Genomic DNA, 26,987 nt, shown 5'->3' with positions numbered 1-26,987 from the left:
CTTTCTCACCCCCGCCTCTTACATTACCCCGTGGGGGGGGCGCGGCCGCCCCCGCCGGCCGCCCCCCCCCCCCCGGGGGGGGGGGGCGCGCGCGGCCCCCCCCCCCCCCCCCCCGCCCCCACCCATCCCACTGCCGTGCCCCGCCGCCCGCGGCGGGGCCGAGATCGGGGACGCATGAGAACCCGCAGACGACCGACACGGAGCCTGTGCGCCGTGGTGACCACCAGCCTCCTGCTCCTGGGCGGCCCCCTGGTGACCGCCGCCCCGGCGGCCGGCGGTCCCAATGTCGCCGCCGGCGACCCCACCGCCGCGAGCAGCTCGCACGGCGAGTACGGAGCCGCGAACATCACCGACGGCAACCAGGGCACCTACTGGCAGAGCGCCGGCAGCGACCTGCCCCAATGGGTGCAGACGGACCTCGGCACCACCACCCGTATCGACGAGGTGGTCCTCAAGCTGCCCGCCTCCTGGGAGCGGCGCAGCCAGACCCTGGCGGTGCAGGGGAGCGCCGACGGCACCAGCTTCACCACCCTCAAGGCGTCCGCCGCCTACTCCTTCGAACCCGGCTCGGGCAACACCGTCACGGTGAGCTTCCCCGCCACCCGGACCCGGTTCGTGCGGGTGGCCGTCACCGCCAACACCGGCTGGCAGGCGGCCCAGTTGTCCGAGCTGGAGGTGCACGCGGCGGGCGAGTCCTCCGTCGATCTGGCCCGCGGACGCATCTTCACCGCCAGCAGCCAGACCGAGGTGTACAGCCCCGTCAACGCCGGTGACGGCAACAAGGCCACCTACTGGGAGAGCCGCAACAACGACCTCCCCCAGTGGCTGGGGACCGACCTGGGCTCCGCGGTGCGCGTCAACCGCGTCGTCCTGCGCCTCCCCGACGGCTGGGGCGCGCGCACCCAGACGCTGAAGATCCAGGGCAGCACCAACGGATCCGACTTCACCGACCTGACCGCGAGCAGCACCTACACGTTCGCACCGACGGACGGCAATTCGACGGCCATCTCCTTCGACGCCGCCACCACCCGCTACGTCCGCGTCCTGGTCACCGCCAACAGCGTCCAGCCCGCCGCCCAGGTGTCCGAGCTGGAGGTCTACGGACCCACGACCGGCGACACCCAGGCGCCCTCCGCCCCGCCGCACCTGGCGCTCACCGAACCCAGCACCGGCCAGGTCCGCCTGACCTGGGACGCGGCCACGGACGACACCGGCGTCACCGCCTACGACGTCTACGCCGACGGCGACCTGCTGACCTCGGTCGGCGGCGACGTCACCACGTACACCGACATACGGCCCGCGGGCAGCCGCGTCAGCTACTTCGTCCGGGCCAGGGACGCCGCCGGCAACCAGTCCCCGGACAGCAACACCGTGACCCGCGCGGCCGACGACGGCGACACCGAGGCCCCCACCGCGCCGGCGAACCTGTCCCTCACCGAGCCCGAGGCGGGCCGGATCCGGCTCACCTGGGGCGCCTCCGCCGACAACAAGGCCGTGACCGGCTACGACATCTACGCCAACAACACCCGGCGCGCCTCCGTCGCCGGTTCCGTGACCACCTGGACGGACACCCAGCCGGCCTCCGCGACCGTCACCTACACCGTGCGCGCCAAGGACGCGGCGGGCAACCAGTCGCCGCCCAGCAACCAGGTGACCCGCAACGGCGGCGGAGCAGGCTCCGACCTGGCGGTGGGCAAGCCCATCGAGGCATCCTCCGTGATCCACACCTACGTCGCGGCCCACGCCAACGACAACAACACGGCGACGTACTGGGAAGGCGGCGCGGGGAGCTACCCGAACACCCTCACCGTCAAGCTGGGCGCCGACGCGGACGTCGACCGGCTGGTCCTGCGCCTCAACCCCGACTGGGGCAGCCGCACCCAGACCATCGAGGTCCAGGGCCGGGAGCAGAACGCGAACGGCTTCACCTCCCTGGTCGCCGCCAGGGAGTACGCGTTCACCCCGGCCGGGCAGAACACCGTCACCGTCCCCGTCGGGAGGCGCACCGCCGACGTGCGACTGCGCTTCACCGCCAACAGCGGGGCGACGGCCGGGCAGCTCGCCGAATTCCAGGTCGTGGGCGTGGCAGCGCCCAACCCGGACCTCGAGGTGACGAGGCTGACCACGTCACCGGCGGCGCCCGTCGAGTCGGACGACATCACCGTCTCCGCGACCGTCCGCAACAGCGGAGCGGCCGACGCGCCGGCCAGCAAGGTCGCCGTGCGGCTCGGCGGCTCCACCGTGGCCACCGCCCGGACCGGGGCGCTGGGAGCGGGGGAGCAGACCACGGTCACGGCGTCCCTCGGCACCCGCGAGGCGGGCACCTACCCGCTGAGCGCCGTGGCCGACGAGGGTGACACGGTGATCGAGCAGAACGAGACCAACAACACCTACACCAGCCCGGACGCCCTGGTCGTCAAGCCCGTCGCCGGCTCGGATCTGGTCGCCGCGTCCGTGAGCACGTCCCCGTCCTCCCCGGCCGCCGGGGACGACGTCACCTTCCGCGTCAGCCTCAAGAACCAGGGCACGGTGGCCTCCGCGGGCGGCGATCACCGGATCACCCTCACCCTGACCGACAGCAAGGGCGCGACCGTCAAGACCCTGACGGGCACCCACACCGGCGTCATCGCCCCCGGCGCCACCACCGCCGCCGCCACCCTCGGGTCCTGGAAGGCGGCCAACGGGTCGTACAGCGCCAAGGTCGTGATCGACCCCGACACCGCGGAGATACCGGCCAAGCGGGACAACAACACCTCCACCAAGCCCCTGTTCGTCGGGCGCGGCGCCAACCTGCCGTACGACATGTACGAGGCCGAGGACGGTGCGCTCGGCGGCGGAGCCAAGGTCGTCGGGCCCAACCGGACCGTCGGCGACCTCGCCGGCGAGGCCTCGGGCCGCAAGGCGGTCACCCTCACCGGGACGGGTCAGTACATCGAGTTCACGACCCGGGCCGCCACCAACACCCTGGTCACCCGTTTCTCGATCCCGGACGCGCCGGGCGGCGGCGGCATCGACTCGACGATCAGCGTCTACGTCGACGGCGTCAAGACGAAGACGCTGCCGCTGACGTCGCGCTACGCCTGGCTGTACGGGGCCGAGGCCGGACCCGAGAACTCACCCGGCTCCGGGGCACCGCGCCACATCTACGACGAGGCGCACCTCATGCTCGACCAGAGCGTGCCCGCGGGGTCGAAGATCCGGTTGCAGAAGGACGCCTCGGACACCACCACGTACGCCTTCGACTTCGTCAACCTGGAGCAGGTGGCGCCGGTCACCAACCCGGACCCGGCGGCGTACGCCGTACCCGCCGGATTCACCCACCAGGACGTGCAGAACGCCCTGGACCGGGTGCGGATGGACACCTCGGGCACGCTGGTCGGCGTGTACCTGCCGCCCGGCGACTACCAGACGTCCGGCAAGTTCCAGGTGTACGGCAAGGCGGTCAAGGTCGTCGGCGCCGGACCCTGGTACACCCGGTTCCAGGCGCCCGCGGGGCAGTCGAACACCGACATCGGCTTCCGGGCGGAGGCCACCGCCAAGGGCTCGACGTTCGCGAACTTCGCCTACTTCGGCAACTACACCTCGCGCATCGACGGGCCGGGCAAGGTCTTCGACTTCCAGAACGTGTCGGACATCGTCATCGACAACATCTGGAACGAGCACATGGTGTGCCTGTACTGGGGCGCCAACACGGACCGCATGACGATCAGGAACTCCCGCATCCGCAACATGTTCGCCGACGGCATCAACATGACCAACGGGTCGACGGACAACCTGGTCTCCAACAACGACGCCCGGGCCACCGGTGACGACAGCTTCGCCCTGTTCTCGGCGATCGACGCCGGCGGCGCGGACATGAAGAACAACCTCTACGAGAACCTGACGACCACGCTGACCTGGCGTGCGGCGGGTGTCGCCGTGTACGGCGGCTACAGCAACACCTTCCGCAACATCCGTATCGCCGACACCCTGGTGTACTCCGGCATCACCATCTCGTCGCTGGACTTCAACTACCCGATGAACGGCTTCGGGACCGCCCCGACGACCTTCGAGAACATCTCGATCGAACGGGCCGGCGGACACTTCTGGGGTGCGCAGACCTTCCCCGGCATCTGGGTCTTCTCCGCCTCGAAGGTCTTCCAGGGCATCCGCGTCAACCACGTGGACATCGTCGACCCCACCTACAGCGGCATCATGTTCCAGACCAACTACGTGGGAGGACAGCCGCAGTACCCCGTCAAGGACACCGTCTTCACGGACGTCACCATCACGGGGGCGTACAAGAGCGGTGACGCCTTCGACGCCAAGTCCGGCTTCGGTCTGTGGGCCAACGAGATGCCGGAGCCGGGGCAGGGACCGGCGGTCGGCGAGGTCACCTTCAACGGGCTGAAGCTCGAGGACAACGCCGTGGACGTCCGCAACACGACCTCCACCTTCAAGATCGACATCAACCCGTAGTCGGTTCCGTTCCGTCGTGAATCGACGCAGCGTAGCGCAAGCCCTTGCGGGGACTTGCGCTACTCTTGCGTGTATGACGCGACGACTTGCTCAAGTGGCGAAGAAGGTTGGGGTCAGCGAGGCCACGGTCAGCCGGGTCCTCAACGGCAAGCCGGGGGTGTCGGAGGCGACACGGCAGTCGGTGCTCACGGCGCTGGACGTCCTGGGGTACGAACGTCCGACGCAGCTGCGCGGGGAGAGGGCCCGCCTGGTGGGCCTGGTGCTGCCCGAGCTGCAGAACCCGATCTTCCCGGCGTTCGCCGAGGTGATCGGGAGCGCGCTGGCGCAGCAGGGGCTGACGCCGGTGCTGTGCACGCAGACGAAGGGGGGCGTCTCGGAGGCCGACTACGTCGAGCTGCTGCTCCAGCAGCAGGTCTCCGGCGTGATCTTCGCGGGCGGGCTGTTCGCGCAGGCGGACGCGCCGCACGAGCACTACCGGCTGCTGGCCCAGCGCCGCATCCCCGTCGTCCTGATGAACGCGGCGATCGAGGGGCTCGACTTCCCGAGCGTCGCGTGCGACGACGCGGTGGCGACCGAGCAGTCCTGGCGCCATCTCGTCTCGCTCGGCCACGAGCGGATCGGGCTGGTGCTCGGGCCCTCCGACCACATCCCCTCCCGCCGCAGGCTCCGGGCGGCCGCCAAGGCCGCCGGCGGCTTCCTGGCCGACGCGTTCGTGCAGCGGTCGATGTTCTCCCTGGAGGGCGGCCAGGCGGCGGCCTCGCGACTGCTGGACGCCGGTGTGACGGGCATCGTGTGCGCCAGTGACCCCCTGGCCCTCGGGGCGGTCCGGGCGGCCCGCCGGCGGGGCCTGAGGGTGCCGGAGGACGTGTCCGTGGTGGGGTACGACGACTCCGCCTTCATGACGTGCACCGAGCCGCCGCTGACCACGGTGCGCCAGCCGATAGAGGCGATGGGGCGCGCCGCGGTCGAACTGCTGGCCCACCAGATCCAGGGCAGCGACGTGCCCCACAGTGAGCTGCTGTTCGAGCCGGAACTCGTCGTTCGTGCGTCGACCGCGCAGGCGGCCGGCTTGCGGGCCGCGACCGCCCCGGCCGGCGCGGACCTGGTGGCCGGCGCCTGACGGTGTTTTGTCCGGGCGAGTGCCACTTCCGTCCGGGCCTCCCGATCAGTTGTCAAGCAATTACGAAATCAGCGCGAGATCTTGCGTTCACTTGTACGTGGTGGTTGAGTGAGCGGCGCCCCACAACGCATCGGCGATGGGGCGCCTTCCTCGTTCATGCCCGAAGGGGACCACCCATGAGAAGTGCTCGGTTCCGCCGTACGCGTCGTGCCGGCGTCATCACGCTCGTCTCCGCTCTCACACTGACCGCTCTGGCCGCCTGCGGCACGAGCAGCAGCGACGACGGCGGTTCCGACGGCAGCGGCAGCGGGTCCTCCGACCCGGCCGCGCCGCTGGACCCGAAGACCAAGGTGACGATCACCATCGACTGCATGCCGCCGGCGGCGAAGGCGGCCGAGCTGAAGGAGTGGAAGGAGGACGTCGAGGAGTTCAACAAGACCTACCCGAACGTCACCGTCGAGGGCCGCTCCACCCCCGGCCAGTGTCTGGAGCCGCCGCGCTTCACGGCGATGCTGAAGGCGAAGTCGCAGCCCGACGTCTTCTACACCTACTTCACCGACCTGCCCCAGGTGCTGGACAACGACGGCGCCGAAGACATCACCGCGTACGTCAACGACAAGAGCGTCCCGGCCCTCAAGGACATCGACCCGAACGTCCTCGGCTCGCTCAAGCACGAGAACAAGCTCTACGGCCTGCCCACCAGCAATTACACGATGGGCCTGCTGATCAACCGCAAGCTGTTCGAGAAGGCCGGCCTCGACCCGGACGCACCGCCGCGCACCTGGGACGAGGTCCGTTCCGCCGCCAAGAAGATCGCCGGCCTGGGCGACGGCATCGCCGGCTTCGGCGAGTACAGCGCCGGCAACACCGGCGGCTGGCACTTCACCGCCCAGATGTACAGCCTCGGCGGCGACATCGTCGACGCGAGCGGCAAGAAGGCGGCGTTCGACAACGAGCTGGGCAAGCAGGTCGCCGAGAACCTCCACGCCATGCGCTGGGAGGACGACAGCATGGGCAAGACCCAACTGCTCAAGTGGGGTGACCTCCAGAAGCAGATAGCCACCGACAAGCTCGGCATGTTCCTCGCCGCCCCCGACGACATCACGTACATGGTCCAGCAACTCGGAGCGGACTACGAGAACTTCGGCATGGGCCCGATCCCCGGCGAGAAGAACACCCTGGCCGGCGGCAACAACTACATGATCAAGAAGGGGATCTCCGCCGACAAGATCAAGGCGGCCATCGCCTGGCTGAACTTCGAGAACCTGACCGTCGGCAAGGGGCAGTTCGACTGGGCCCGCAAGAAGACCGACAAGCTGCCGGTCGGTCTGCCGCAGCCCAACTTCTGGCTGAACGGGTCGAAGACGAAGGACGACGCGGCCCGGGTCGAGCACGCCACGATGCCGGTCGAGAACTTCAAGGCGTTCATGGACAACCCGGTCGCCGGCAAGGCCGAGCCGCCGAAGGCCCAGGAGATCTACAAGGTCCTCGACAACGTGATGTCCGCAATCCTCACCAACGAGGACGCCGACATCGACAAGCTGCTGGACACGGCCGCGAGCCAGGTCGACCAGGTCCTCGCCAACCAGTGAGCGCATCCCGGCGGGGCGGCGGCGACCGCCCCGCCGGACACCGCCGCCCCCGGGCGGCGCGGACCGGACCACCTGTGGCATCCGGGGCGACGCCCCGGCAGACCAGCGTCAAGGAGCGACGATGTCGGCCCCCAGCGTGACCCCGAGCAAGGCGGCCAGCCACCGCCCCACCCCGCCGCCCGCGGCGGACCCCGTGCCCCCGGGCGGCCGCTTCGCCAAGAGCCTGCGGCGCAACCTCACGGCCCACGGATTCCTTATCGGCGCGGTGCTCTGCTTCGCCGTGTTCTCGTGGTACCCGATGGTCCGCGAGTTCTTCCTCGCCTTCCAGAAGACGGACAACGGCGAGGTCAGCTGGGTGGGGCTGGACAACCTCACCACCGTCTTCAACGACCCGGCGTTCTGGCAGGCGTGGCGCAACACCCTGCTGTTCACCGTCCTCGCCCTGGTCTTCGGCTTCGCCGTACCGTTCGTCGTCGCCCTCGTCATCAACGAGTTCCGGCACGGCAAGGGATACCTGCGGCTGCTCGTCTACCTGCCGGTGATGCTCCCGCCCGTCGCGTCGGTGCTGCTGTTCAAGTACCTGTACGACCCGGGGTACGGACTGCTCAACGAACTGTTCGGCTTCTTCGGCCTGCCCGAGCAGCAGTGGCTCCAGGACCCGGACACCTCGATGCTGTCGATCGTCATCGCCTCCACCTGGATGAACATGGGAGGCGCCGCCCTCATCTACCTCGCCGCCCTCCAGGGGATCCCCGGCGAACTCTACGAGGCGGCAGAGCTGGACGGGGCCGGGGTGCTCCGCAAGATCTGGCACGTGACCATCCCGCAGACGCGGCTGATCCTGTCCCTGATGCTGCTGATGCAGATCATCTCCACCATGCAGGTCTTCGTCGAGCCGTTCCTGCTCACCGGCGGAGCCGGCCCCGAGGGGTCCACCACCACCGTGGTCTACCTCATCTACCAGTACGCCTTCAACTTCAACAACTACGGTGCCGCGGCGGCCCTGGGGCTGCTCCTGCTCGTCATTCTCGCCGGGTTCTCGGCGGCATACGTCAAGCTCAACCGCGCCGAGAACGAGTAGGAACCGGAGTCCCAGCATGTCCACACGCACGCTCATCTCACCGGCCCAGCTCGCCAGGCCCCGCGGCAAGGCCGTCTACTGGGTGACGTTCGCCGTCGTCGTCGCGGGCTTCACCCTCGTCTTCCTCGGCCCGCTGTACTGGATGGTCTCCAGCGGCTTCAAGGACACGCAGGAGGTCATCCAGACCCCGCCGACGCTCGTCCCCGGCTCGTTCGAACCGGACAACTACTCCAGGGCCTGGGAGGTCATGGACCTGGCCAGGCTGCTGTTCAACACCCTCTACTACGCGTTCGGCGCCCTGGCCTTCCAGCTCGTCCTCGACGTCGCCGCGGCGTACTCCCTCTCCAAGCTCCGCCCCGTCTTCGGCAAGGCCGTCCTCGGCGCGATGCTGGCGACGCTGATGATCCCCGCGACCGTCCTCGTCGTCCCCCAGTACCTCACCGTGCTCGACGTGCCCGTCGTCGAACGCAACCTTCTCAACACCCCCTGGGCGATCTGGCTGCCGTCGGTGACGAACGCCTTCAACATCTTCCTGCTGAAGCGGTTCTTCGACTCCATCCCCAAGGAACTGCTGGACGCGGCCGCCATGGACGGCGCGAGCCCGATGCGCACCCTCCGGTCGATCGTCCTGCCGATCTCCCGCCCGATCCTCGGCGTGGTCTCCATCTTCGCGATCGTCGGGGTCTGGAAGGACTTCCTCTGGCCGATGCTCACCCTGCCCGACCCGGCCATGCAGACCCTGAACGTCGGCATCTACTCGCTCTCCAACGGCGTACCGACGAACGTGCTGATCGCCGCGCTCACCATCGCCTCACTGCCGACGCTGCTGATCTTCCTGGTCTTCCAGCGCAACATCATGAGCGGCCTCACCGCCGGCGGACTCAAGGGCTGACCCTTCCCCGGCCCCGCACCCCGCCCCCTCCAAGCCTTCGCCGCCGGCCCGTCCGACGCCCCGCTTCCGGGCCGGCGGCGAAGACCCACCCTGCCCGAAAGGACCGCACCCGTGGCAGCCCCTCTTCCGCCCCGCACCGACGACTGGTGGCGAGACGCCGTCATCTACCAGGTGTACCCACGCAGCTTCGCCGACGGCGACGGCGACGGCACCGGGGACCTCGCGGGCGTCCGGGCGAGACTGCCCTATCTCGCCGGTCTCGGCGTCGACGCCGTCTGGTTCACCCCCTGGTACGCCTCCCCCCTGGTCGACGGTGGCTACGACGTGGCCGACTACCGCACCATCGACCCCGCGTTCGGCACCCTGGACGACGCCGAGAAGCTGATCGCCGACGCCGCCGAACTCGGCATCCGGGTCATCGTCGACATCGTCCCCAACCACGTCTCCGACCAGCACGCCTGGTTCCGCGCCGCCCTCGCCGCCGGCCCCGGCAGCCCGGAACGGGAGCGCTTCCACTTCCGGCCCGGCCGGGGCGCGAACGGTGAACTCCCGCCCAACGACTGGCCCTCGCAGTTCTCCGGGGCCACCTGGACACGGGTACCGGACGGCGAGTGGTACCTGCACCTGTTCACGCCCGAGCAGCCCGACCTGAACTGGGCCCACCCCGACGTCCGCCACGAGCACGAGGACATCCTCCGCTTCTGGTTCGACCGGGGGGTCGCCGGCGTGCGCATCGACTCAGCGGCCCTGCTCGTCAAGGACCCGGCGCTCGCCGACTTCGAGGAGGGCGTCGACCCCCACCCGTACATCGACCAGGACGAGCTCCACGACATCTACCGCGCCTGGCGGTCGATCGCCGACGAGTACGGCGGCGTGTTCGTCGGCGAGGTCTGGCTGCCCGACGCGGAACGCTTCGCCCGCTACCTGCGCCCCGACGAACTGCACACCGCCTTCAACTTCAACTTCCTCACCTGCCCCTGGGACCCGGACCGCCTGCGCGCCACCATCGACTCGACGCTCGCCGAACACGCTCCCGTCGGCGCCCCCGCCACCTGGGTCCTCGCCAACCACGACGTCACCCGGACCGTCACCCGCTACGGCCGCGCCGACACCGGCTTCGACTTCGCGACCAAGGCGTTCGGCACCCCGACCGACCTGGCGCTCGGCACGCGCAGGGCACGGGCCGCCGCCCTGCTGACCCTGGCCCTGCCCGGCTCGGTCTACCTCTACCAGGGCGAGGAACTGGGGCTGCCGGAAGCCGACATCCCCCTGGACCGCATCCAGGACCCGATGCACTTCCGCTCCGGCGGCACCGATCCGGGACGCGACGGCTGCCGGGTGCCGCTGCCGTGGACGGCCACGGCGCCCTGGTGGGGCTTCGGCTCGGCGACGGAGCCGTGGCTGCCGCAGCCCGGTGACTGGGCCCACTACGCGGTCGACCGGCAGCTCGGCGACCCGGAGTCGATGCTCACGCTGTACCGGGAGGCCCTGGTGCTGCGCCGGGCGGGCAACGGCTTCGGCGACGGCCCCATGACCTGGCTGCCCGCCGCGGAGGGCGTTCTCGCCTTCGGCCGGACGGACGGCCTGGTCTGCGTGGTCAACCTGTCCGACGCACCGGCCGACCTGCCGGCGCACGAACAGGTCCTGCTGTCCAGCGGCCCGCTCGAACCCGACGGCATGCTGCCGCGCGACACGGCGGTGTGGCTGCGCACCTGACGGCTTTGCAGCAGACTGCTGCCGACCCCCGGCCGAGAAAGGGACGGCGAGCATGACGAAGAGCGCACTTCTGGTGATGGACGTCCAACGGGACGTCGTGGCCATCGCCGACGACGGTTCCGGATACCTGCCTCGCCTGCGCAGGGCGATCGACGGTGCCCGAGCCGCCGGCATCACCGTGATCTACGTGGCGATGTCGTTACGGCCGGGAGATCCGGAAGTCAGCCCACGCAACAAGGTGATGGCGAACGTCGTGCGGGCCGGCCTGTTCACCGAAGGCGCCCCAGGCACCGAGATCCACGACGACATCGCACCTCGGCCGGGCGACGTCGTGGTCACCAAGAGACGGGGGAGTGCCTTCTCGGGCAGCGACCTCGACCTGGTCCTCAGGGCTCGCGGCATCGACAGCCTCGTTCTCACCGGCATCGCCACCAGCGCTGTGGTGCTGTCCACCCTGTGGAGGGCCGTCGACCTGGACTTCGGCCTCACGGTCCTGGCGGACGCCTGCCTCGACACCGACCCCGAGGTGCACCGGATGCTCGTCGACAAGCTGTTCCCGCAGTGGGCGGATGTCGTCGCCGTCGAGGACTGGCTCAAAGCCATCGCAGCGCAATAACGCGGGCGCCGCCCGCCTTGAGGACCTTTGCCGCGACCTGCCCGACGGCCGCGGCCGAGTCCGTACAACCTTCCGGTCACCGCGCGGGTCTGGTAACGGCGAACGGCTGCACGACCCCGTTCGCCGTTACCGTCCCCGCCGGACCGACCGGGAGATCCGCCCTGTGAGCCGTACCGCCACCGAAGCCCTGCGCGCCGCCGCGTTCGGCTGCGCCGCCGTCGCCGTCGCCCTCTGCCTGGTGTACGACCGCGCCGACGGAACCCGTTGGGACGTGCTGGCCGCGCTCGCCGCCGGTGCGGTGTGCGCCGGAGGGTGGGCCGTCGCGACCCGCGGGGAGCCCGTACCCGCCCCCGGCCCGCCGCAGTGGAACGGCCTGCCGTCCGTACTGCCCCGGAACCCGGTGGACTGGTACACGGTCGCGGGCATGCTGCTCGCGGCGGTCGCGCCGTTCGCCGCATACCGTTTCGCCGCCGACGGCGAAGTGAACGACGGCCTCCTGGTCCTCGGGGCCTTCCCGCTGGTCGTCTGGGTCCTGCTCTTCGTCCCGGTGCTGTGGAAACTGCTGGCCCGCACGCTGCCCGAGCGCCACCGGCTCCTCGCTCAGGACGCGAAGTCCGGCCGGGTCTTCGCCGTCCGCTTCGAGTCGGCGGGCGCCGAATGGGCGCGGATCGTGGAGGAGGACAACCCCAAGCTCATCGACCCGACGCCGGAGATCGTCCGGATGCTGAAGGTCCGCGACGAGCACGGCAAGTGGTACGGCGTCCAGGGCCTGCTCCCGGGACTCTTCGGTCAGAGCACCGTCGGCGAAGTCTCCCACTTCGGGGCCAAGTTCAAGGGCGGGCACGTCTGGATCATGTGGCCGGAACGCTGGGAGCAGGTCCTCGCGGTGGCTCGCCGGCAGGGCCCTCCGGCGTACCCCGTGGCCGTCGTCTCGGAGACCGGCGAGATGATCTGGGGCTACGCGGCGATCGACTTCACCGACCGCTACCTCACCGATCCGGCGAACCTGCGCCCCACCGTGCCCGGTCTGGCGGCCCGCACGCTCCGTCCCCGTCCCGCCTTCCGGGCGGCTGTCCACGGCCGCATGTATCTGCGCCTCGCGGTGGCGGTGGCGGCCCTGATCCCGCTCCTCCTGGACATGGTCTCCGGCGCGGCGAGCGCCTGGCTCGGCCTCCTTGCCGCCGTGGCCCTCATCGACGCCCCCTTCGCCGCCTCCCGCGCCAACACCCGCATTCCCGACCGCACCCGCTGGTCGGTCCCGCCGGTCGCGGACCTGCGCACCAGCAACGGAGCGGCCCGGTGAACCGAGGAGTCCCACGGGGCCGCCGACTCCGTCACCCCTGCCGCAGGCTGATCACCAGGTCCCGCGGCAGGCCGTGGGTGTCGTGGAGGTAATGGAAGTCCTCGTCGTCCAGCGGGCCCCGGAAGCGGGGACGGGCGAGGACCTGCCGGCCGCGCTCCAGGAGCCGGGCGAACCGCCGCTCCTCCTCGACCAGCAGCCGGCGTACGACGGCGGGGTCCTCCGTCTGCCGGAAGTGGTCCAGGGTGTGCGGGACCAGCTCGTCCGGCAGGTCCTCCAGCCGGCGCGACGGATCGTCCCGCCACAGCACGGTGAGCACCCGCCGCACCAGGCGCCGCAGCACATAGCCCTGCCCGGTGGCGGCCGGGCGGACCCCGTCGCCGATGACCACGACGGCCGACCGCAGATGGTCGCAGACCAGGCGGAACGACGGCTCGTCCAGCGACCACAGGCCGGGCACCAGACGCCGCCAGGGGGCGAACACGTCGCAGTCGAACACCGATGACGTGCCCTGCAGCAGCGAGGCCAGCCGCTCCAGGCCGAGCCCGGTGTCGACGTTGCGCTGGGGGAGCGGCACGAGACGGCCGTCGTCGAGCCGGCGGTGGCGCATCATGACGTGGTTCCACACCTCCACCCAGCGGGGATCGCGGGTGGGGGTCGAGCGGGGCGGGGTGTCACCGGTCCACAGGAAGACCTCCGAGTCGGGTCCGCACGGGCCGACGGGCCCGTTGGACCACCAGTTGTCCTCCACCGTGAGTTCCACCGGGACGCCGCGCTCCTGCCACAGCTCCAGGGAGGCGGTGTCCGGGCCGACCCGTTCGTCACCGCCGAACACGGTGGCGTGCAGCAGTCCGGGGTCGACGCCGAAGCCCTCGGTGAGCAGCCGGTGGCCCCAGTCGAGGCTCCGCGTGCCTTCGTAGTCGCCCAGTGACCAGGTGCCGAGCATCTCGAAGACCGTCAGGTGCGTGCTGTCGCCGACCTCCTCCAGGTCCGTGGTGCGCAGACAGCGCTGCACGTTGACCAGCCGCCGGCCCAGCGGATGGGGACGGCCCTCCAGGTACGGGGTGAGCGGATGCATGCCCGAGGTGGTGAACAGCACCGGGTCACCGGGTGGAGGCAGCAGCGTCGAGCCGCCGATCCGGCGGTGATCCCGGTCCTCGTAGTACTCGACGAACGTGCGGACGATCTGCTCGGTGTCCATGGGTGACTCCTTCGCGTGGCTGCGGGAAGGCACCGGAGAACGGGACCGGGGGTCGTCGTACCGAGACGAGGGCGGCGGAACGCCACGTGACCACCGACGGGCCGTTTCCGGTCGCCGGTGGGGAGGGGAGAAGGTCAGGCGGCGGCAACCGGCGAGCTGGTCGCTCGCGCGGTCGCGAAGATGCTTCGGCCGGTGACGTTCATACCGAGGAGGGTACGGCCCCCGGCCCCTTCCGGCACCTTAATTTCCCGCGGGGCCCCGGAAGTGTGCACGCCGCATGCCACGGCCCGTGCCCTGTCGCGAGAGCACGGGCCGTCCACCCGGGGGTCGGTCTGGCGCGGTGGTCAGTCGAGCGGGGCGAGGGTCAGTCGCGCCTGCGCGGGACTGCCGTCGTGCACCAGGGACTCGTGGTTGCCCACGTCGTCGAAGGCGAACGCGTACGCCTTCCCGTCGGTGGTCCGCTCGTGGATGATCCGCGCGTAGTGATTGGTCACCGAGTCCCGGTAGAAGCCGGCCGCCGAAGTGTCCGGCTGGTTCGGGTTGCTCAGCAGCGTCGAGCGGTTGAACCCGGCGCACAGCGTCCGCGAGATCGGGCCGCGCACCGCGTCGTTGGGAGCGTCCAGGAGCCGGTGGCAGCCGAAGACGCTGGACGCGTCGGGCTTCTGGAAGCTCGTCACGACCGCCCCGGCGCTGTTCGTGAAGTTCATGATGCCGCCCGAGACGCGCCCGAAGTACCTGGTGCCCGGCTGGTCGGCGAACGGGCTGACCGTCAGCGTGTCCGTCGTGTACTTCCGCCAGACGCGGTCGATGTAGTCGTTCAGGACGGAGGCGGGCAGCGCCCCGGTCTCCAGGCCGTACAGCGGCGACAGCGCCCGCAGGACGGTGCCGTCGGAGCGCGTCTGGATCAGGCTCGACCAGCCGGGCTGTGCGCGCAGCGCGTCGAACACCCCGCGGTAGCCACCCGGCTTGAGCCTGCCGGTGGTGATCACGCCGCCGTCGGAGCGCTGCACCCCGACGGAGTACGGCGCCGAGAACATGTCGACCTGTGTGCTGTTGAGCCACAGACCGGAGTCGTTGAGTGTGTACTCGGACCAGTTGAACAGGATGTCGCGGTTCGGGTCGCTCGGGTTCTGCACGGCCGGCTGCACCAGGCCGCCCGTGGTCAGCCGGAAGTCGAGCTTGCGGCCGTAGGAGAAGTAGATGCGTCCCGACAGTTTGGGGATGCGGATGGTCTTGGTCTGCCCGGCGGCCGGTCCGGGGATGGACGCGTCAGGGGCGGGAGTCGGCGGATTGCCGCCGGCGGGCCAGGCGTGGAAGGTGCCTGCGGCGTCCGCCCAGCCCTGCCGGCCCGACGTCAGGGACGTGCCGAGGGTGTAGACGTAGACGGCGTCACCGCGGCCGGAGTCGTTGGTGATCGTCAGGGGGATGGTGTCGGGCACCGCGGCGCTCGCGGATGGTGCGGGGCCGGCCGTGAGCAGGGCGCCGGTCAGGCCGATGGCGCCGGCCACGGCGAGAAGTCCGTGCTTGAGGGATGACAGCACTCTCCACCTCCGTGCGGGTGTGGGGGGATGGTCCGTACCAGTGTGTGAGAGCGCTCTCAGCGTGCCGTCGCGCCGCGTGCATGTCAACGGTTGGGGATCGTGCTCGCGGTACGGCCGACGGTGGGCGTTGCCCGGACGCGTGCCGGGAGCGCCGCGTCGGCGGGGGATCGCGTGCTTGCTCGGCTAGCGTGGCGCCGGGCACGGACGGGAGCCGCCCCGGTCCGGCGGTGGAGGTGGCCGGGCCCGCGAGCCGGCGCCCGGTGTTCCGGTGTTCGGCTGGCGTTCGGCGAGGTCAGGTGAGGAGAGGGTCACGGAAGGAAGGCGTCGCCGACATGCACCGGCCGGTGCGCGGCAGCGAGGCGGCGTGCGGACCGAGGTGTGGGTCACGCGGCTCCTGGCGTTCTCCGCGGGCGCGGTCAACGCGTGGGGTTTCCTCTTTCTCGGCGGGGTCTTCACCAGCGTCGTGACCGCCAACTCGGCGCTGATCGGCATCGGACTGGGGGACGGTCGACTGGACCTCGGCGCGCTGGCCGGTCTGGCTGTGCTCGGTTATGTGCTGGGCGCGGCGGGCGGCAGCTGGACCGCGGCCCGTGCCCAGAGCTCCGCGCGGCTCCCGGCGGCCGACTTCCTGCTCCTCGAAGCCGTCCTGCTCTGGACGGTCGCCGCGTGGTGGACGGCGGCGGGCGGCCACCCCGGCGGGGCCGCGCGCACCGTCATGCTGGGCGTCGCCTCGGCGGCGATGGGCTGCCAGAACGCCGGCGTGCGCGTCACCCTGGGCGCCCATGTGGCGACCGCCTATCTGACCGGCATGCTGACGCAGGCCGTCGCCGAGGCGGTGACCCGGCGGCGTCTGCAACGGAGGGCCCTGATGACGGTGGGGATGCTGATCTGCGGCGCCGCCGCGTTCGCACTGCTGGGTCGGTGGCTGCCGGGCACCGCCGCGACACTCCCCGCCCTGCTGGTGACGGCAGCGTGGCTGACCTGGCACACGGCGCCTCGGACAGACCCGGCGGCGCCCGTCTGACGGGGGTGCTGCCGAGTGGCCGGCCCTGGGGGAGCCGCGCGAGCAGGGCCGGTCCGCCGGTGCCGTCTCCCGTGGGCCGGACCTTGCGCCGCGCCCCGGATCCCGCCCGGCCGGCTCATCGTCTGCGGACCCCGCGAAAGCCGTGCGCCGGCGGGGACGGGGCGAACACCCGGCCTCCGACACGTCGGTCCGTGCGGTCGCGGGAGGCGCGGAGGGTGCGACAGTGGCTCCATGTGTGGCCGGTACGTATCCACCCGCAGCCCCGAAGACCTCGCCCGGCGTTTCCGGATCACCGATCGGGACTTCGGCGACCCCCTGGCGCCGAGCTGGAACGTCGCGCCGACCGACGAGGTGTGGGCCGTTCTCGAACGCGCCCCGCGAGAGGCGTCCGCCGGCGCATCGGCGACACGGCAGCTGCGGACGCTGCGCTGGGGTCTGGTGCCGTCCTGGGCCGGTGACACGAAGATCGGCGCCCGGCTGATCAACGCCCGGGTGGAGACCGTCCACGAGAAGCCGGCGTTCCGCACCGCGTTCGCCCGGCGCCGCTGCCTCCTGCCCGCCGACGGCTTCTACGAGTGGCAGCGGATCGAGGACCCGGGGACGGGGAAGACCCGCAAGCAGCCCTACTTCATCCACTCCGAGGACGACCGGGTGATGGCCCTGGCCGGGCTGTACGAGTACTGGCGCGACCCGGACACCGGGCACGACGACGACCCTTCGGCCTGGCTGATGACCTGCACCATCATCACCACCGAGGCCACCGACGCCGCCGGACGCGTCCACCCCCGCATGCCCCTGGCCGTTGCCGAGGACCACTCCGACGCCTGGCTCGACCCCGCCCGCCAGGAGACCGGCGCGCTGCGCGACCTCCTCGAACAGCCCGCCGGCGGACGTCTCGACGCCCGCCCCGTCTCCCCGGCCGTCAACAATGTCCGCAACGACGGCCCGCAGCTCGTCGAGGCAGTCACCGCCCCGGCAGCTCCCGGGTCGGATCCCGCCCCGTGAACGGGGGTCGCGCCCGGTGAAGACCAGCGATCCATTGAAGGACACTCACCCGGCGGCGAGGATGGCCCCATGCGGAACATCGTGGTCATGGACGCCCCCTCCAACCTCGGCCTGCGTCCTCCGGGACCCGGCACCGTCCCCGGCTGCTACAAGCTGGCCGGCGCACTGCGGGACAACGGCATCGTCAGCAGACTCGGCGCCCTCGAAGGGGGCGTCGTCGTGCCGCCCCGCTACGACCGGGGCGACTGGCAGGAGGGCGACGGCGTCTTCAACGCGGGGGCGATAGCCGCCTACACGCGCACCCTCGCCGACCGCATCGAGGCGCAGGTGTCCGCCGGGCGCTTCACCGTGGTCCTCGGCGGGGACTGCTCCATCCAACTCGGCGCCGCGCTGGCCCTGCGCCGCCTCGGCCGGTACGGGCTCGCCTCGATCGACGCCTCTCCGGACTTTCGCCATCCGGGCACCTCCGACCGGATCGGCGCGGCCGGCGGCGAGGAACTCGCCCTCGCGACCGGACGCGGGCAGGACGACCTCACCGACCTCGAAGGGCTCCGGCCCTACCTCAGGGACGAGGACGTCCGGCTCTTCGGCACCCGGGACGCGTTCGTGGACGACGCGGACGTCGCCGAACTGCTCCGGCTCGGCGTCCCCGTCACCACCGTCTCCGGCCTGCGCCGCACCGACCCGGCCGACCTCGGCGCCGCAACAGCCGCCGACCTCGCCGTGGAAGCCCTCGACGGCTTCTGGGTCCACCTGGACGCCGACGTCCTCGACCCGTCGGTCATGCCCGCCGTCGACAGCCCCGACCCGGGCGGCCTGCTGCCCGGCGAACTCACCGCCTTGCTGCGCCCGCTCGTCCGGTCCCCGCACTGCGTGGGGATCAACATCACCATCTACGACCCCGACCTCGACCCCGACGGCAGTGCCGGCACCCTCCTGACCGACCTGGTGGTCGCCGCCTTCACCACCGACTGAGACGCGTGGCCCGGACACGGCCGGGGTCGGCTCCGCCGCACGGCCGGCACCGTGGCCGTCAGACGGTTGGTTTCCAGCCCAGCGCGGGACCGAGACGGCCGGCGATGTCGGTCAGGATCTGCTCGTAGTCCTCCGGGCCGAAGGTGAACGGCAGCGCGAAGGCCACCTCCTCCACCTCCCGGAACGCCGCGTGGGCCCGCAGACGCTCCGCGATCCACTCGGAGGGGCCCACGAGGTCCGGGGCGAACAGCAGGCGGGCCGGGCCCTGCGGGCGCCTGGTGCGGGGCAGCCGCCGCGCGGCGTACTCCTCGTACCTGGCGCGCTGCGCGGCGTCGGCGGAGTCGGTGGGGACCACCACGAGCCCCTGGGAGACCCGCGCGGCCTCCCCGTCGGGGTGCGCCGCTCGGAAGGCCCGGATGTGGGAGAGCTGGATCGTGGCGAAGTCCTCGGCCCCGGCGTCCTCTTCGGGGCCCTCGGCCTTGACCACACTGCTGGTGAGGAGGTTCATCGCGTTTTCCCCGGCCCAGCGGGCCGAGCGCAGGCTGCCGCCCCCGTACCACATCCGCCGCCGCAGGCCGGGGGAGTGGGGCTGTACGCGGTCGGAGTAGGTCTCGATGCCCTCCGTGCCGCGGAAGTCCGTGACCGGGTCACCCGCGACGTGGTCGAGCAGGCGCCGCACCCGTGCGTAGCCGAACTCCTCGGCGTCGGCGGTGTCCGGGTACAGCGCGCCCCTCACCTGCTCGTAGTGCGTCGGCGGTCCGGTGCTCACGCCGGGATTGAGGCGTCCTCCGGACAGGATGTCCACGGTCGCCCAGTCCTCGGCGAGGCGCAGGGGGTTCTCCCACCCCAACGGTGTGACGGCGGTTCCCAGTTCGATGCGGCTGGTGCGCTGGGTGGCGGCCGCGAGCACCGCCACCGGTGAGGCGATGCCGTACTGGAGGTGGCGGTGACGCACCCACGCGCTGTCGTAACCGAGCCGTTCGCCCAGCTCCAGCATGCGCAGCGTGTCCTCGTGCCCGCGTCCCGGATCGTCCTCGTCGAACAGTCCGATCGTGAGGAACCCGAGTCTCTTCAGCACCCTGCCACTCATCTCCACCCGACTCCCCGCGACCGGCGCCCGCAACGGGCCTGCGACCTCTCAACAGACGGATCGTGCTCCCTCTTCCCCGCGGGGCGGGCCCTGGGGAACGCCTTTGGCCCGGGTGTTCACGAGAACGACACACCCGCGACGAGAAGGCGAGGTCAGGCGACGGCGCGGGCGAGGTCGGTGAGGGCGGCCGTCATCCGGGCCGTCGAAATGCCCTGCCGGCGCTGGTGCGTGAAGACGTCGGGGGCCAGAGGGGCCAGCAGGATGTCCGCCATGGCGTCGGGGTCGGCCGCGCCTGCCTGGCGCAGGAGCACCAGGACGTGAGCGCGCCAGAAGCCGTAGGCGCCAGTGGCGTACCGTCCGGCGCCGGTCTCGGCGGCGAGTGCCAGATGGGCGTGCCGGTCGAGCAGCTCGATCATGGCGGTGAAGAAGGCGGCCAGCCGCTCGCGGGGCGGCGCCCCGGGGCCCAGCGGCGCGGCGCCCTGGAGCAACTCGTGCTGGAGGGCCTTCTCGTGTTCGTCCAGCAGCGCGGTGGCGATGGAGGCGACGTCCGGGTAGCGCCGGTACAGCGTCCCGCGACCGACGCCGGCGGCTCGGGCGACGTCCTCCATGGTGACGCCCCGCGGGTCCTTCCCGGCGAACAGCTCGGCTGCGGCGGCGAGCACCTTCTGCCGGTTCCGGGCGGCGTCGGCACGTTCCTTGGTCACGGAACCCACTCTAAGCCGTCCACGGAATAAGTGGACACAGCGTCCGGTTGAACGCCTTCGGATGCTATAAATGGACGCCTCGTCCACTTATCTGCCCGGGAGGCACCCCCATGCGCACGACCCTGCTCCACCTCGACGCCAGCGCCCGCCGCACCTCCTTCAGCCGCGAACTCGGCGACACCGTCGCCGGCGCCTGGCGGGAGGCGCACCCGGACGGCACCTACGTCCACCGCGACCTCGCGCTCGACCCCGTCCCCTTCATCGACCAGGCGTGGACCGAGCTGTGCGACCACGTGCTGGAGCACGGGATCACCGACCCCCACCGCTACCGGGAGGCCGTGCGCACCCCGGCCCAGTCCGGGGCCTGGGCCGTGATCGAACCCCTGCTGTCCGAACTCCTCGCCGCGGACGTCGTCCTGATCGCCGCGCCCATGTACAACTTCTCGATACCCGCGTCCCTCAAGGCATGGATCGACCAGGTGACCTTCCCGAAGATGAACCTGGCCCCGCGGCGCTTCGTCGTCGCCCAGGCCCGCGGCGGTGCCTACGGCCCCGGCACGCCGCGCCACCCCTACGACCACCAGGAGCGTTATCTGCGGGACTTCTTCCTCGGGCACTACGCCGTCGAGGACGTCACCTTCGTCGGAACCGAGCTGGTCAACTCCCGTGTCGATCCGGCCCTGGCCGGCCGGCGCGTCCAGCACGACGAGTCCCGCACCGCCGCCCTCGCCGCCGCCCACAGGCTCGGGGGAGAGCTGTGAGCTGGCTCCTGCTCCTGGCCGCCGGCGGTGTGGAGGTGGCCTGGTCGCAGAGCATCAAGCCCACCATGGGCTTCACCCGGCCGGTGCCGACCCTGGTCTGCTTCCTTCTCGCCGCCCTGGCGGTCTACTTGCTGTCCCTGGCGATGCGGGACCTGCCGGTGGGCACGGCCTACGCGGTGTTCACGGGGATCGGCGCGGTGGGCGCGATCGTGCTGGGCATCGTCGTCCACAAGGACCCGGTCGGTGTCGGCCGCATCGCCGCCCTGACCCTCATCATCGCGGGCGTGGCCCTCGCGCGGGCCACATCGGCGGAGTGAGGCCCGTGTCGCCGCTCCGGCCGGCCCGCCCGTCCGGAGCGGCCCGTCCGGAACCCAGGGCACGCGCCTGGCCACGGGGTGCCCTCCTGGGAGCATGTGTCGACGTGGCACCACCGGCAACGCCCGTTGCGTGGTCATACTCCGTTCCATGCGCGTACTGATTGTCACGGTGGGGACCTGGGGCGATGTGGCTCCCTACCTCGGGCTGGGGCTACGGCTGAAGGCGGCCGGTCACGAGGTGGCCCTGGCCACCCACCAGCGCTTCGCCCAAGCTGTCGTGACACAGGGGCTGCACCACCGTCCCCTCCCGGCCGATCCCTGGCAGGAGATGCGGTCACCCGACGGCAGGCGACTCGCCCGCGCGGCGACCGCACCGTTGAAGCTGGGCAGGGCGCTGCGCCACTTCCGGTCGTTCCTGCCCCGCCTGACGGACGGGATGCTGGAGGCGGCGCGTCAGGGCGCGGACGTCCTGCTGGCCTCGTCCCTCGCGGACCCCCTGTGCGGGCCCGTCGCCGAGGCCCTGCGCGTGCCCTGTCTGGGTGCGTACCTTCAGCCGACGGCACCCACCGGGGCGTTCGCACCTCTCGCCCTGAGCGGCTGCCGCTCGCTCGGGCCGCAGGGCAACCTGCTCGCCGCCCACGCGCTGCGCTCGCTCACCAGTCATGCCTTCGCACCCGCGGTGACCCGGCTGCGCCGGCAGCTGGACCTGCCGCGACGGCACCGAGGCGCCACCGGACGTGCCCCGCGCAGCAGGGTGATCTACCACGGCTTCAGTCCCGCGGTGGTGCCGCCACCGCCTGACTGGCCCGCAGACCTGCGAGTATGCGGTTACTGGTGGCCGCCGAGGCCCACCGGGTGGCGTCCCGACAGCCGGATCGTCAACTTCCTGCGCGCGGGCCCCGCACCGGTCTTCATCAGCTTCGGCAGCTTCGCCGGTACGGACGCGACAGCACTGAGTGCGCTGGTCGCCGAGGCCCTGCGGACAGCGGATCTGCGGGGCATCGTGCAATCGGGCTGGAGCGGGCTGCACGTCGAGGGCGACGACATTCTCACCGTCTCCGAGGTGCCGCACGACTGGATCCTCCCTCGCTCGGCCGCCGTGGTTCACCACGCCGGTGCGGGCACCACGGCAGCCGGCCTGCGGGCGGGAGTGCCGGCGGTACCCGTGCCCGGCCAACTCGACCAGTACTTCTGGGCCACCCGGCTCGTCGCCATGGGAAGCGCGCCCGCATATGTCCCGCACCGGCGGCTGACCGCGAGCCTCCTGGCCGACGCACTGCGCCACGCCGTCGACGACCCCTCCTTCCGGGCTCGTTCCGCTCGCATCGCCGCCCGCCTCGCCACCGAGGACGGAGCGGCTCCCGTACTGACCGCGCTGACCCGTCTTTGCCGGTGACCCGGGTATCAGGGCCGTTCTCGCCGGCGTTCTCCCCGTGCTCGGCCCAGGACAACGCGTCTGTCGGTGGGAGGTTCTGCGACCGCCCGCGACGACGCCGTGAGGCGACTCAGAGGCTGCGGATCCTGAAGGCCGCCCGGGCCACTCGTCGTCACCACCTCGGGGCAGGAACGCCTGAGGAGCTCTTGCGCTGGTGGCCGAGCCGGAGGCCTGCTGCGGGGCCCGCGGGGCAGTGCGTGCGGGCAGCGGGTCACAAGCCCGCCGAGCCACCGCCGGTGAAGCCGCCGCCCGGGCCGCGCCCACCGTCGCCGCCGCCGGACTTCCACAGCAACACGCCCACCAGCACGACGATGCCGAGGAAGCCGACGAACGGCAGACCGATCCACACCATGATCAGAACCAGGTCCACGAGCGATCCCCCGTTTCCGCCGGCGTGATGGCGAGCAGACCATGACGTCACATCCGGCCAGCCGAGCCTAGGAGTCCGAGACGTGGGAGTCGTCAACCAGAGGGTGTACGGGGTTCTGCAACGGGCGTGGCAGGACCGCGACGCCTCATACCCACGGTGCAGGCGGACGGCATCACCGACGGCGCCGGTCCTCGGTTCTCCTCAGCGAAGGCTTGCGCGTCCGTGTGCCGTGGACGAGGACGATCACGAGAGTCGTGTGACGGAGCGGGCGTGCTCCCACATTCCGTGCAGTTGTGCCCAGGGACGCTGCTGCTCGCCATGGAGGGCGTTGAGCACGACCAGGCATCCGGTCAGAGCCGGGACGGTCCATTGCGCGAAGGCGAGGTGACGCCGGGCCTTGTCGAAGTCGATGGGGTGGCGCGCGGCCTTTTCGCTGTCCTCGACGGCGGGGGAGGAGGCCAGCTCCAGCTTCTTGCCGAGGACACGGGCGTAGGCGGTCGCGGCCAGAGCTGCCGCGGTGACGGCCGTCTTGGCCGTGGTGGAGGCGGCCACGCCCTTCTGGGAGGTGACCCGGTGGGCGTTGGCGACGAGCAGTCCGCCCCCGCCGAACAGGTGCGCGCCGATCGCCGCGGCATTGACCGGAACCCACTTCGCCCACCCCACCGAGGCGATCCGCGCTCGGGCGGCGACTGTGGGGCCCTCGTTCTCTGCCGCCCCGTTCAGGCCGATCGCGCCCATCAGGGAGCCCCCGAACCATGCCGCCAGGCCCACATCGTGCAGGCTGCGGATGACGGTGTTGCGTCCGGACATTGAGAATGCTCCTTCGCCCAGAGAGTCACGGCCGGCGGAACGCCGAGCCCTTCCCACCCTCGCCGTGACCTGCCCGCACCGCTATCGCGGTTAGCCCAGACGAGCCCCGGCGGCTGAGGAGTGCCCGGCCGGACGGCTCGACGGACGTGTCCGGGTTCGACCACCGGACATCCGTCCGCCCTGAGACCCGCCCGCTGTCGCACTGGCACGGGCCTGCGACGTGATCCGGCGGAGATTTCGTGAAAAGCCGGGTGCCGGCCCCACGGCAAGCGAAGCATTTCGTGTGCAACCCGGCATGTGCCGGATCGGCGACATCTCACCACAGGAGTTGCGGATGAAGCGTCTACGGAGAACACAGCTGCTGGGCCTCGGTGTCATGGCGCTGCTGCTCGGTTCGGTGGCCGCGCCCACCGCGCAGGCGGCGCCGGCCGAGGCAGCCAGGGCGCAGGCCGCCGCCCCCGCGGCCGCCGAGTGCAGTGGCAGCTGGGACGGCAAGACGTACTGGGCCAAGAGCCCCTCAGGGCGCAATGGGGGTGGCTACGCGCGCACCTACTGGAACGCCTCGACCAAGCGCAACTGCGCAAAGTTCTGGTCCAGCCCCTACGACGGCCTGGCATCGAACATCACGCTGTACATCCACGACGAGAGCGGCGACTACGCCGCCGACCCGCCTCCGGAGCACCCGCAGAACTACCACTACTACGCCGGGCCGCTCTACACCTGGTTCGACGCGACCGGTCAGTGCATCCACCTGAGCGGCTCGCTGGTCCGGGGCGGCGTGACCTACCGCCTCAGCACCGGCGAGATCAGGTGCGGCTGACTCCCCGTCACTGATCCTGCCTCACGCGGTCGGGTCCCACAGCCCGCCGGCTTCGCCACGGGCGAGGTGCTCGGCGTAGACGCCGACCTTCCAGGCGATGACGGACCGGCACTCCTCCAGCGCCTGAATCTGTGCGTCGACGCGCCGCCGATGGGCGTCGAGCAGGCGCAGCCGTTCTGCCTCGTTGCCCGGTCCTCGGCGTACCAGTTCGGCGAAGTCCTTGAGGTCGGCGAGCGGCATACCGGATTCGCGGAGCTTGACGCAGATCAGCAGCCAGTCGACATCGAAGGAGGTGTAGCGCCGCCTGCCGCCCGACGTGCGCCGGACCGGCCCGACGAGCAGGCCCTCGCGCTCGTAGAAGCGCAGGGCGTGCACGCTCAGTCCGGTCCGCTCGGCGACCTCGCCGATACTCAGTGACTGCGCGGCAGCCCCGGTGGTCGTCATGCCGCTCACTCCCGCGCTTGATCTAGACCTCGCTCCAGATCGTAGCGTCAGCGGCATGACAGTTTCTGAACAGCAGCCGCTCGGCTCGCCCTTCTCCGCCGCCACCACCGCCGAGGACATCGTGGCCGGCCGCGACCTTTCCGGCAGGACCGCTGTGGTGACCGGGGGCTACTCCGGGCTAGGTCTGGAGACCACCCGGTCACTGACGGCTGCCGGCGCCCGGGTCGTCGTTCCCGCCCGTCGTCCCCATGTCGCCCGTACCGCGCTCCAGGAGGTGCCGGGCTGCGAGGTCATCCCCATGGACCTGGCCGACCTCGACAGCGTCCGTTCCGCCGCGGCGCACATCAACGACCGTCTCGACCGGCTCGACCTCCTGATGGCCGTCGCCGGAGTCATGGCCACCCCGGAGCGGCGCGTCGGGCCCGGCTGGGAAGGCCAGCTCACCACCAACCACTTCGGGCACTTCACCCTCGTCTGCGAGCTCTACCCGCTCCTGGCCGCCGCGGACGGCGCGCGCGTCGTCGTCAACAGCTCGGCCGGACACACGCTGACCGGCATCCGCCGGCACGACCCGCACTTCCGCACCGGCTACGACAAGTGGCTGGCCTACGGTCAGGCCAAGACCGCCAACGCCCTGTTCGCCGTACACCTCGACGCTCTCGGACGCCATGACGGTGTCCGGGCGTTCTCCCTCCACCCCGGCAAGATCATCACCGGTCTTCAGCGGGAGATGACGCCCCAGGAGCAGATCGACCGCGGGTGGGTGGACGCGCACGGCAACGTGATCGGCGCCGGCTTCAAGACTCCCTCCCAGGGCGCCGCCACCGGCCTGTGGGCCGCCACGTCGCCGCTCCTCGACAACCGCGGCGGGCTCTACCTGGAAGACTGCGACATCGCCCGCGTCTCCGGCCCCGACCGGCCCATGGACGACGGCGGCGTCCGCGCGTACGCCGTCGACCCCGACGAGGCCACCCGGCTCTGGGACCTGTCTCTCGCCGCAACCGGCGCCACGCCGATCACCCGATGAACCCCGCTCCGCGGTACGGGGACCGCCCTCGGCGGACGCGAGCCGTGTGCGTTCTTCTACGCCACGGGCCACGGCGGCACAGCCGCGAGCGGCCGCCGGGCATTGCGCCCGGCCGTGTGTCCCCTGATCCCCAGACCGACCCCGGGACGTTGGAGTTCCCCCGGTGGTCGCCCAGCAGGAACAACCGCCCGTCCGGCACCCGCACGTCGTACGGATCGGCTGCCGGGTTCACGTCGCCGCGCGGCACATACGGTTCGTCGATCGGCTTTCCGTTCACCGTGATCCGGTTCCCGTCGGACACCACGTGGTCGCCCCCAGCCCGATGACCCGCTGCAGGACCGGTGCGCCCTGATAGCGGCCGGGCACGCGGGCGAGTACGACATCACCTCTGCGGATCTCGTCCGTGTCGATGTGCTCGACGACCAGCCGCTCGCCCTGGCGGTACGTGGGCTCCATCGCCTGACTCATGACGGTGACGCCTTGGTGGTTCGTGAAGAAGTACCCGATGCTTCCCAGTGCCAGGACCAGCCCGAGTGGCACCAGTACCCAGGCCGCGGCTCTCTGCCGGCTGCCCGCTGTCCGCTGCTGCATGAACGCCCCCCTCATCCCGCCCCAGGCTGGGACGGGATGAGGGCTCCAGAGGGGGCGATTCGCAAGACTTTCACTCGATCGCGTAGATCGAACGACC

Annotated in this window: 23 protein-coding genes and 1 pseudogene; 16 read left to right on the top strand and 8 right to left on the bottom strand. The window is 71.2% G+C overall.

Annotated elements, in window-relative coordinates; translation table 11 throughout:
* The first annotated feature begins 174 nt into the window (after window positions 1-174).
* From ACIRG6_RS07525 to ACIRG6_RS07490, 8 genes are all read left to right on the top strand, one after another.
* Window positions 175-4,458, top strand: coding sequence for a discoidin domain-containing protein (locus ACIRG6_RS07525; protein ID WP_403321435.1), 4,284 nt, complete (start codon window positions 175-177; stop codon window positions 4,456-4,458).
* 73 nt (window positions 4,459-4,531) lie between these two features.
* Entirely contained in the window at window positions 4,532-5,578 is a 1,047-nt protein-coding gene (locus ACIRG6_RS07520; protein ID WP_350716172.1) for a LacI family DNA-binding transcriptional regulator, read from the top strand.
* Between the two features lie 176 nt (window positions 5,579-5,754).
* The gene (locus tag ACIRG6_RS07515) at window positions 5,755-7,170 is read left to right on the top strand and encodes an extracellular solute-binding protein (protein ID WP_364678039.1); all 1,416 of its coding nucleotides are present in this window, start codon (window positions 5,755-5,757) and stop codon (window positions 7,168-7,170) included.
* Between the two features lie 121 nt (window positions 7,171-7,291).
* On the top strand, window positions 7,292-8,251 hold the full coding sequence (locus ACIRG6_RS07510; protein ID WP_364678038.1) for a carbohydrate ABC transporter permease: 960 nt from the start codon (window positions 7,292-7,294) through the stop codon (window positions 8,249-8,251).
* Window positions 8,252-8,267: 16 nt separating this feature from the next.
* Window positions 8,268-9,143: a carbohydrate ABC transporter permease gene (locus ACIRG6_RS07505; RefSeq protein WP_403321431.1), complete on the top strand. Its 876-nt coding sequence runs from the start codon at window positions 8,268-8,270 to the stop codon at window positions 9,141-9,143.
* A gap of 111 nt (window positions 9,144-9,254) precedes the next feature.
* On the top strand, window positions 9,255-10,859 hold the full coding sequence (locus ACIRG6_RS07500) for a glycoside hydrolase family 13 protein (protein ID WP_403321429.1): 1,605 nt from the start codon (window positions 9,255-9,257) through the stop codon (window positions 10,857-10,859).
* 52 nt (window positions 10,860-10,911) lie between these two features.
* Window positions 10,912-11,475 carry a cysteine hydrolase family protein gene (locus ACIRG6_RS07495; RefSeq protein WP_364825846.1) on the top strand — a complete coding sequence of 188 codons (564 nt, stop codon included), beginning with the start codon at window positions 10,912-10,914 and terminating at the stop codon, window positions 11,473-11,475.
* A 163-nt stretch (window positions 11,476-11,638) separates the two neighbouring features.
* Window positions 11,639-12,778 carry a hypothetical protein gene (locus ACIRG6_RS07490; RefSeq protein ID WP_364825844.1) on the top strand — a complete coding sequence of 380 codons (1,140 nt, stop codon included), beginning with the start codon at window positions 11,639-11,641 and terminating at the stop codon, window positions 12,776-12,778.
* Between the two features lie 31 nt (window positions 12,779-12,809).
* Here the strand turns inward: ACIRG6_RS07490 and ACIRG6_RS07485 are convergent, their stop codons facing one another.
* Together ACIRG6_RS07485 and ACIRG6_RS07480 are read right to left on the bottom strand one after the other, a co-directional pair.
* Complete coding sequence (locus ACIRG6_RS07485; RefSeq protein WP_364825841.1) at window positions 12,810-13,976, bottom strand: alanine--tRNA ligase-related protein; 1,167 nt, start codon at window positions 13,974-13,976, stop codon at window positions 12,810-12,812.
* A gap of 344 nt (window positions 13,977-14,320) precedes the next feature.
* Window positions 14,321-15,517 (bottom strand): glycoside hydrolase family 64 protein, encoded by a 1,197-nt coding sequence (locus tag ACIRG6_RS07480; RefSeq protein ID WP_364825839.1) that lies wholly within the window; start codon window positions 15,515-15,517, stop codon window positions 14,321-14,323.
* Between the two features lie 364 nt (window positions 15,518-15,881).
* Between ACIRG6_RS07480 and ACIRG6_RS07475 the strand changes: the two genes are divergently transcribed.
* The 3 genes from ACIRG6_RS07475 to ACIRG6_RS07465 all read left to right on the top strand — a co-directional run bounded on the left by ACIRG6_RS07475 (window position 15,882) and on the right by ACIRG6_RS07465 (window position 18,521).
* Window positions 15,882-16,541 (top strand): YoaK family protein, encoded by a 660-nt coding sequence (locus tag ACIRG6_RS07475; protein ID WP_403321425.1) that lies wholly within the window; start codon window positions 15,882-15,884, stop codon window positions 16,539-16,541.
* 231 nt (window positions 16,542-16,772) lie between these two features.
* Window positions 16,773-17,546, top strand: coding sequence for an SOS response-associated peptidase (locus ACIRG6_RS07470; RefSeq protein ID WP_403321423.1), 774 nt, complete (start codon window positions 16,773-16,775; stop codon window positions 17,544-17,546).
* A 69-nt stretch (window positions 17,547-17,615) separates the two neighbouring features.
* Window positions 17,616-18,521 (top strand): arginase family protein, encoded by a 906-nt coding sequence (locus ACIRG6_RS07465; RefSeq protein WP_403321420.1) that lies wholly within the window; start codon window positions 17,616-17,618, stop codon window positions 18,519-18,521.
* Between the two features lie 58 nt (window positions 18,522-18,579).
* Here the strand turns inward: ACIRG6_RS07465 and ACIRG6_RS07460 are convergent, their stop codons facing one another.
* Together ACIRG6_RS07460 and ACIRG6_RS07455 are read right to left on the bottom strand one after the other, a co-directional pair.
* The gene (locus tag ACIRG6_RS07460) at window positions 18,580-19,611 is read right to left on the bottom strand and encodes an LLM class flavin-dependent oxidoreductase (RefSeq protein ID WP_364825834.1); all 1,032 of its coding nucleotides are present in this window, start codon (window positions 19,609-19,611) and stop codon (window positions 18,580-18,582) included.
* A gap of 152 nt (window positions 19,612-19,763) precedes the next feature.
* Window positions 19,764-20,315, bottom strand: coding sequence for a TetR/AcrR family transcriptional regulator (locus tag ACIRG6_RS07455; RefSeq protein WP_403321417.1), 552 nt, complete (start codon window positions 20,313-20,315; stop codon window positions 19,764-19,766).
* A gap of 110 nt (window positions 20,316-20,425) precedes the next feature.
* Here ACIRG6_RS07455 and ACIRG6_RS07450 point away from each other — a divergent pair, with 110 nt between their 5' ends.
* The 3 genes from ACIRG6_RS07450 to ACIRG6_RS07440 all read left to right on the top strand — a co-directional run bounded on the left by ACIRG6_RS07450 (window position 20,426) and on the right by ACIRG6_RS07440 (window position 22,789).
* Window positions 20,426-21,076 carry an FMN-dependent NADH-azoreductase gene (locus ACIRG6_RS07450; protein ID WP_350716142.1) on the top strand — a complete coding sequence of 217 codons (651 nt, stop codon included), beginning with the start codon at window positions 20,426-20,428 and terminating at the stop codon, window positions 21,074-21,076.
* Entirely contained in the window at window positions 21,073-21,393 is a 321-nt protein-coding gene (locus tag ACIRG6_RS07445; protein WP_225630892.1) for a DMT family transporter, read from the top strand. Before ACIRG6_RS07450 ends, ACIRG6_RS07445 begins: the two co-directional genes overlap by 4 nt.
* 148 nt (window positions 21,394-21,541) lie before the next feature.
* Window positions 21,542-22,789 carry a glycosyltransferase gene (locus ACIRG6_RS07440; RefSeq protein WP_403321415.1) on the top strand — a complete coding sequence of 416 codons (1,248 nt, stop codon included), beginning with the start codon at window positions 21,542-21,544 and terminating at the stop codon, window positions 22,787-22,789.
* 250 nt (window positions 22,790-23,039) lie between these two features.
* Here ACIRG6_RS07440 and ACIRG6_RS07435 read toward each other — a convergent pair whose 3' ends face one another.
* Window positions 23,040-23,198: a hypothetical protein gene (locus ACIRG6_RS07435; RefSeq protein WP_403321413.1), complete on the bottom strand. Its 159-nt coding sequence runs from the start codon at window positions 23,196-23,198 to the stop codon at window positions 23,040-23,042.
* Between the two features lie 243 nt (window positions 23,199-23,441).
* Window positions 23,442-24,008: a hypothetical protein gene (locus ACIRG6_RS07430; protein WP_364677981.1), complete on the bottom strand. Its 567-nt coding sequence runs from the start codon at window positions 24,006-24,008 to the stop codon at window positions 23,442-23,444.
* A gap of 334 nt (window positions 24,009-24,342) precedes the next feature.
* Between ACIRG6_RS07430 and ACIRG6_RS07425 the strand changes: the two genes are divergently transcribed.
* Window positions 24,343-24,828, top strand: coding sequence for a hypothetical protein (locus ACIRG6_RS07425; protein ID WP_364677980.1), 486 nt, complete (start codon window positions 24,343-24,345; stop codon window positions 24,826-24,828).
* Between the two features lie 21 nt (window positions 24,829-24,849).
* Here ACIRG6_RS07425 and ACIRG6_RS07420 read toward each other — a convergent pair whose 3' ends face one another.
* The gene (locus ACIRG6_RS07420; protein WP_364677978.1) at window positions 24,850-25,272 is read right to left on the bottom strand and encodes a MerR family transcriptional regulator; all 423 of its coding nucleotides are present in this window, start codon (window positions 25,270-25,272) and stop codon (window positions 24,850-24,852) included.
* Window positions 25,273-25,327: 55 nt separating this feature from the next.
* Between ACIRG6_RS07420 and ACIRG6_RS07415 the strand changes: the two genes are divergently transcribed.
* Window positions 25,328-26,299 (top strand): SDR family NAD(P)-dependent oxidoreductase, encoded by a 972-nt coding sequence (locus tag ACIRG6_RS07415; protein ID WP_403321410.1) that lies wholly within the window; start codon window positions 25,328-25,330, stop codon window positions 26,297-26,299.
* Here ACIRG6_RS07415 and lepB read toward each other — a convergent pair.
* Window positions 26,289-26,890: pseudogene (gene lepB / locus ACIRG6_RS07410) on the bottom strand (signal peptidase I). The gene ACIRG6_RS07415 and the pseudogene lepB overlap by 11 nt on opposite strands.
* Window positions 26,891-26,987: the final 97 nt, after the last annotated feature.

It is taken from the genome of Streptomyces flaveolus (genome assembly GCF_044765825.1).
Taxonomy (GTDB): Bacteria; Actinomycetota; Actinomycetes; order Streptomycetales; family Streptomycetaceae; genus Streptomyces; species Streptomyces flaveolus.
This window is presented reverse-complemented; position numbering and strand designations above follow the sequence as displayed.

What these genes read in the sequence shown, in the direction of transcription:
- ACIRG6_RS07470 (WP_403321423.1), top strand. Translation starts at nt 16,773, where the DNA reads ATGTGTGGCCGGTACGTATCCACCCGCAGCCCCGAAGACCTCGCCCGG.
- ACIRG6_RS07420 (WP_364677978.1), bottom strand. Translation starts at nt 25,272, where the DNA reads ATGACGACCACCGGGGCTGCCGCGCAGTCACTGAGTATCGGCGAGGTC.
- ACIRG6_RS07485 (WP_364825841.1), bottom strand. Translation starts at nt 13,976, where the DNA reads ATGGACACCGAGCAGATCGTCCGCACGTTCGTCGAGTACTACGAGGAC.
- ACIRG6_RS07495 (WP_364825846.1), top strand. Translation starts at nt 10,912, where the DNA reads ATGACGAAGAGCGCACTTCTGGTGATGGACGTCCAACGGGACGTCGTG.
- ACIRG6_RS07415 (WP_403321410.1), top strand. Translation starts at nt 25,328, where the DNA reads ATGACAGTTTCTGAACAGCAGCCGCTCGGCTCGCCCTTCTCCGCCGCC.
- ACIRG6_RS07425 (WP_364677980.1), top strand. Translation starts at nt 24,343, where the DNA reads ATGAAGCGTCTACGGAGAACACAGCTGCTGGGCCTCGGTGTCATGGCG.
- ACIRG6_RS07450 (WP_350716142.1), top strand. Translation starts at nt 20,426, where the DNA reads ATGCGCACGACCCTGCTCCACCTCGACGCCAGCGCCCGCCGCACCTCC.
- ACIRG6_RS07430 (WP_364677981.1), bottom strand. Translation starts at nt 24,008, where the DNA reads ATGTCCGGACGCAACACCGTCATCCGCAGCCTGCACGATGTGGGCCTG.
- ACIRG6_RS07440 (WP_403321415.1), top strand. Translation starts at nt 21,542, where the DNA reads ATGCGCGTACTGATTGTCACGGTGGGGACCTGGGGCGATGTGGCTCCC.
- ACIRG6_RS07525 (WP_403321435.1), top strand. Translation starts at nt 175, where the DNA reads ATGAGAACCCGCAGACGACCGACACGGAGCCTGTGCGCCGTGGTGACC.
- ACIRG6_RS07505 (WP_403321431.1), top strand. Translation starts at nt 8,268, where the DNA reads ATGTCCACACGCACGCTCATCTCACCGGCCCAGCTCGCCAGGCCCCGC.
- ACIRG6_RS07510 (WP_364678038.1), top strand. Translation starts at nt 7,292, where the DNA reads ATGTCGGCCCCCAGCGTGACCCCGAGCAAGGCGGCCAGCCACCGCCCC.
- ACIRG6_RS07460 (WP_364825834.1), bottom strand. Translation starts at nt 19,611, where the DNA reads ATGAGTGGCAGGGTGCTGAAGAGACTCGGGTTCCTCACGATCGGACTG.
- ACIRG6_RS07465 (WP_403321420.1), top strand. Translation starts at nt 17,616, where the DNA reads ATGCGGAACATCGTGGTCATGGACGCCCCCTCCAACCTCGGCCTGCGT.
- ACIRG6_RS07515 (WP_364678039.1), top strand. Translation starts at nt 5,755, where the DNA reads ATGAGAAGTGCTCGGTTCCGCCGTACGCGTCGTGCCGGCGTCATCACG.
- ACIRG6_RS07520 (WP_350716172.1), top strand. Translation starts at nt 4,532, where the DNA reads ATGACGCGACGACTTGCTCAAGTGGCGAAGAAGGTTGGGGTCAGCGAG.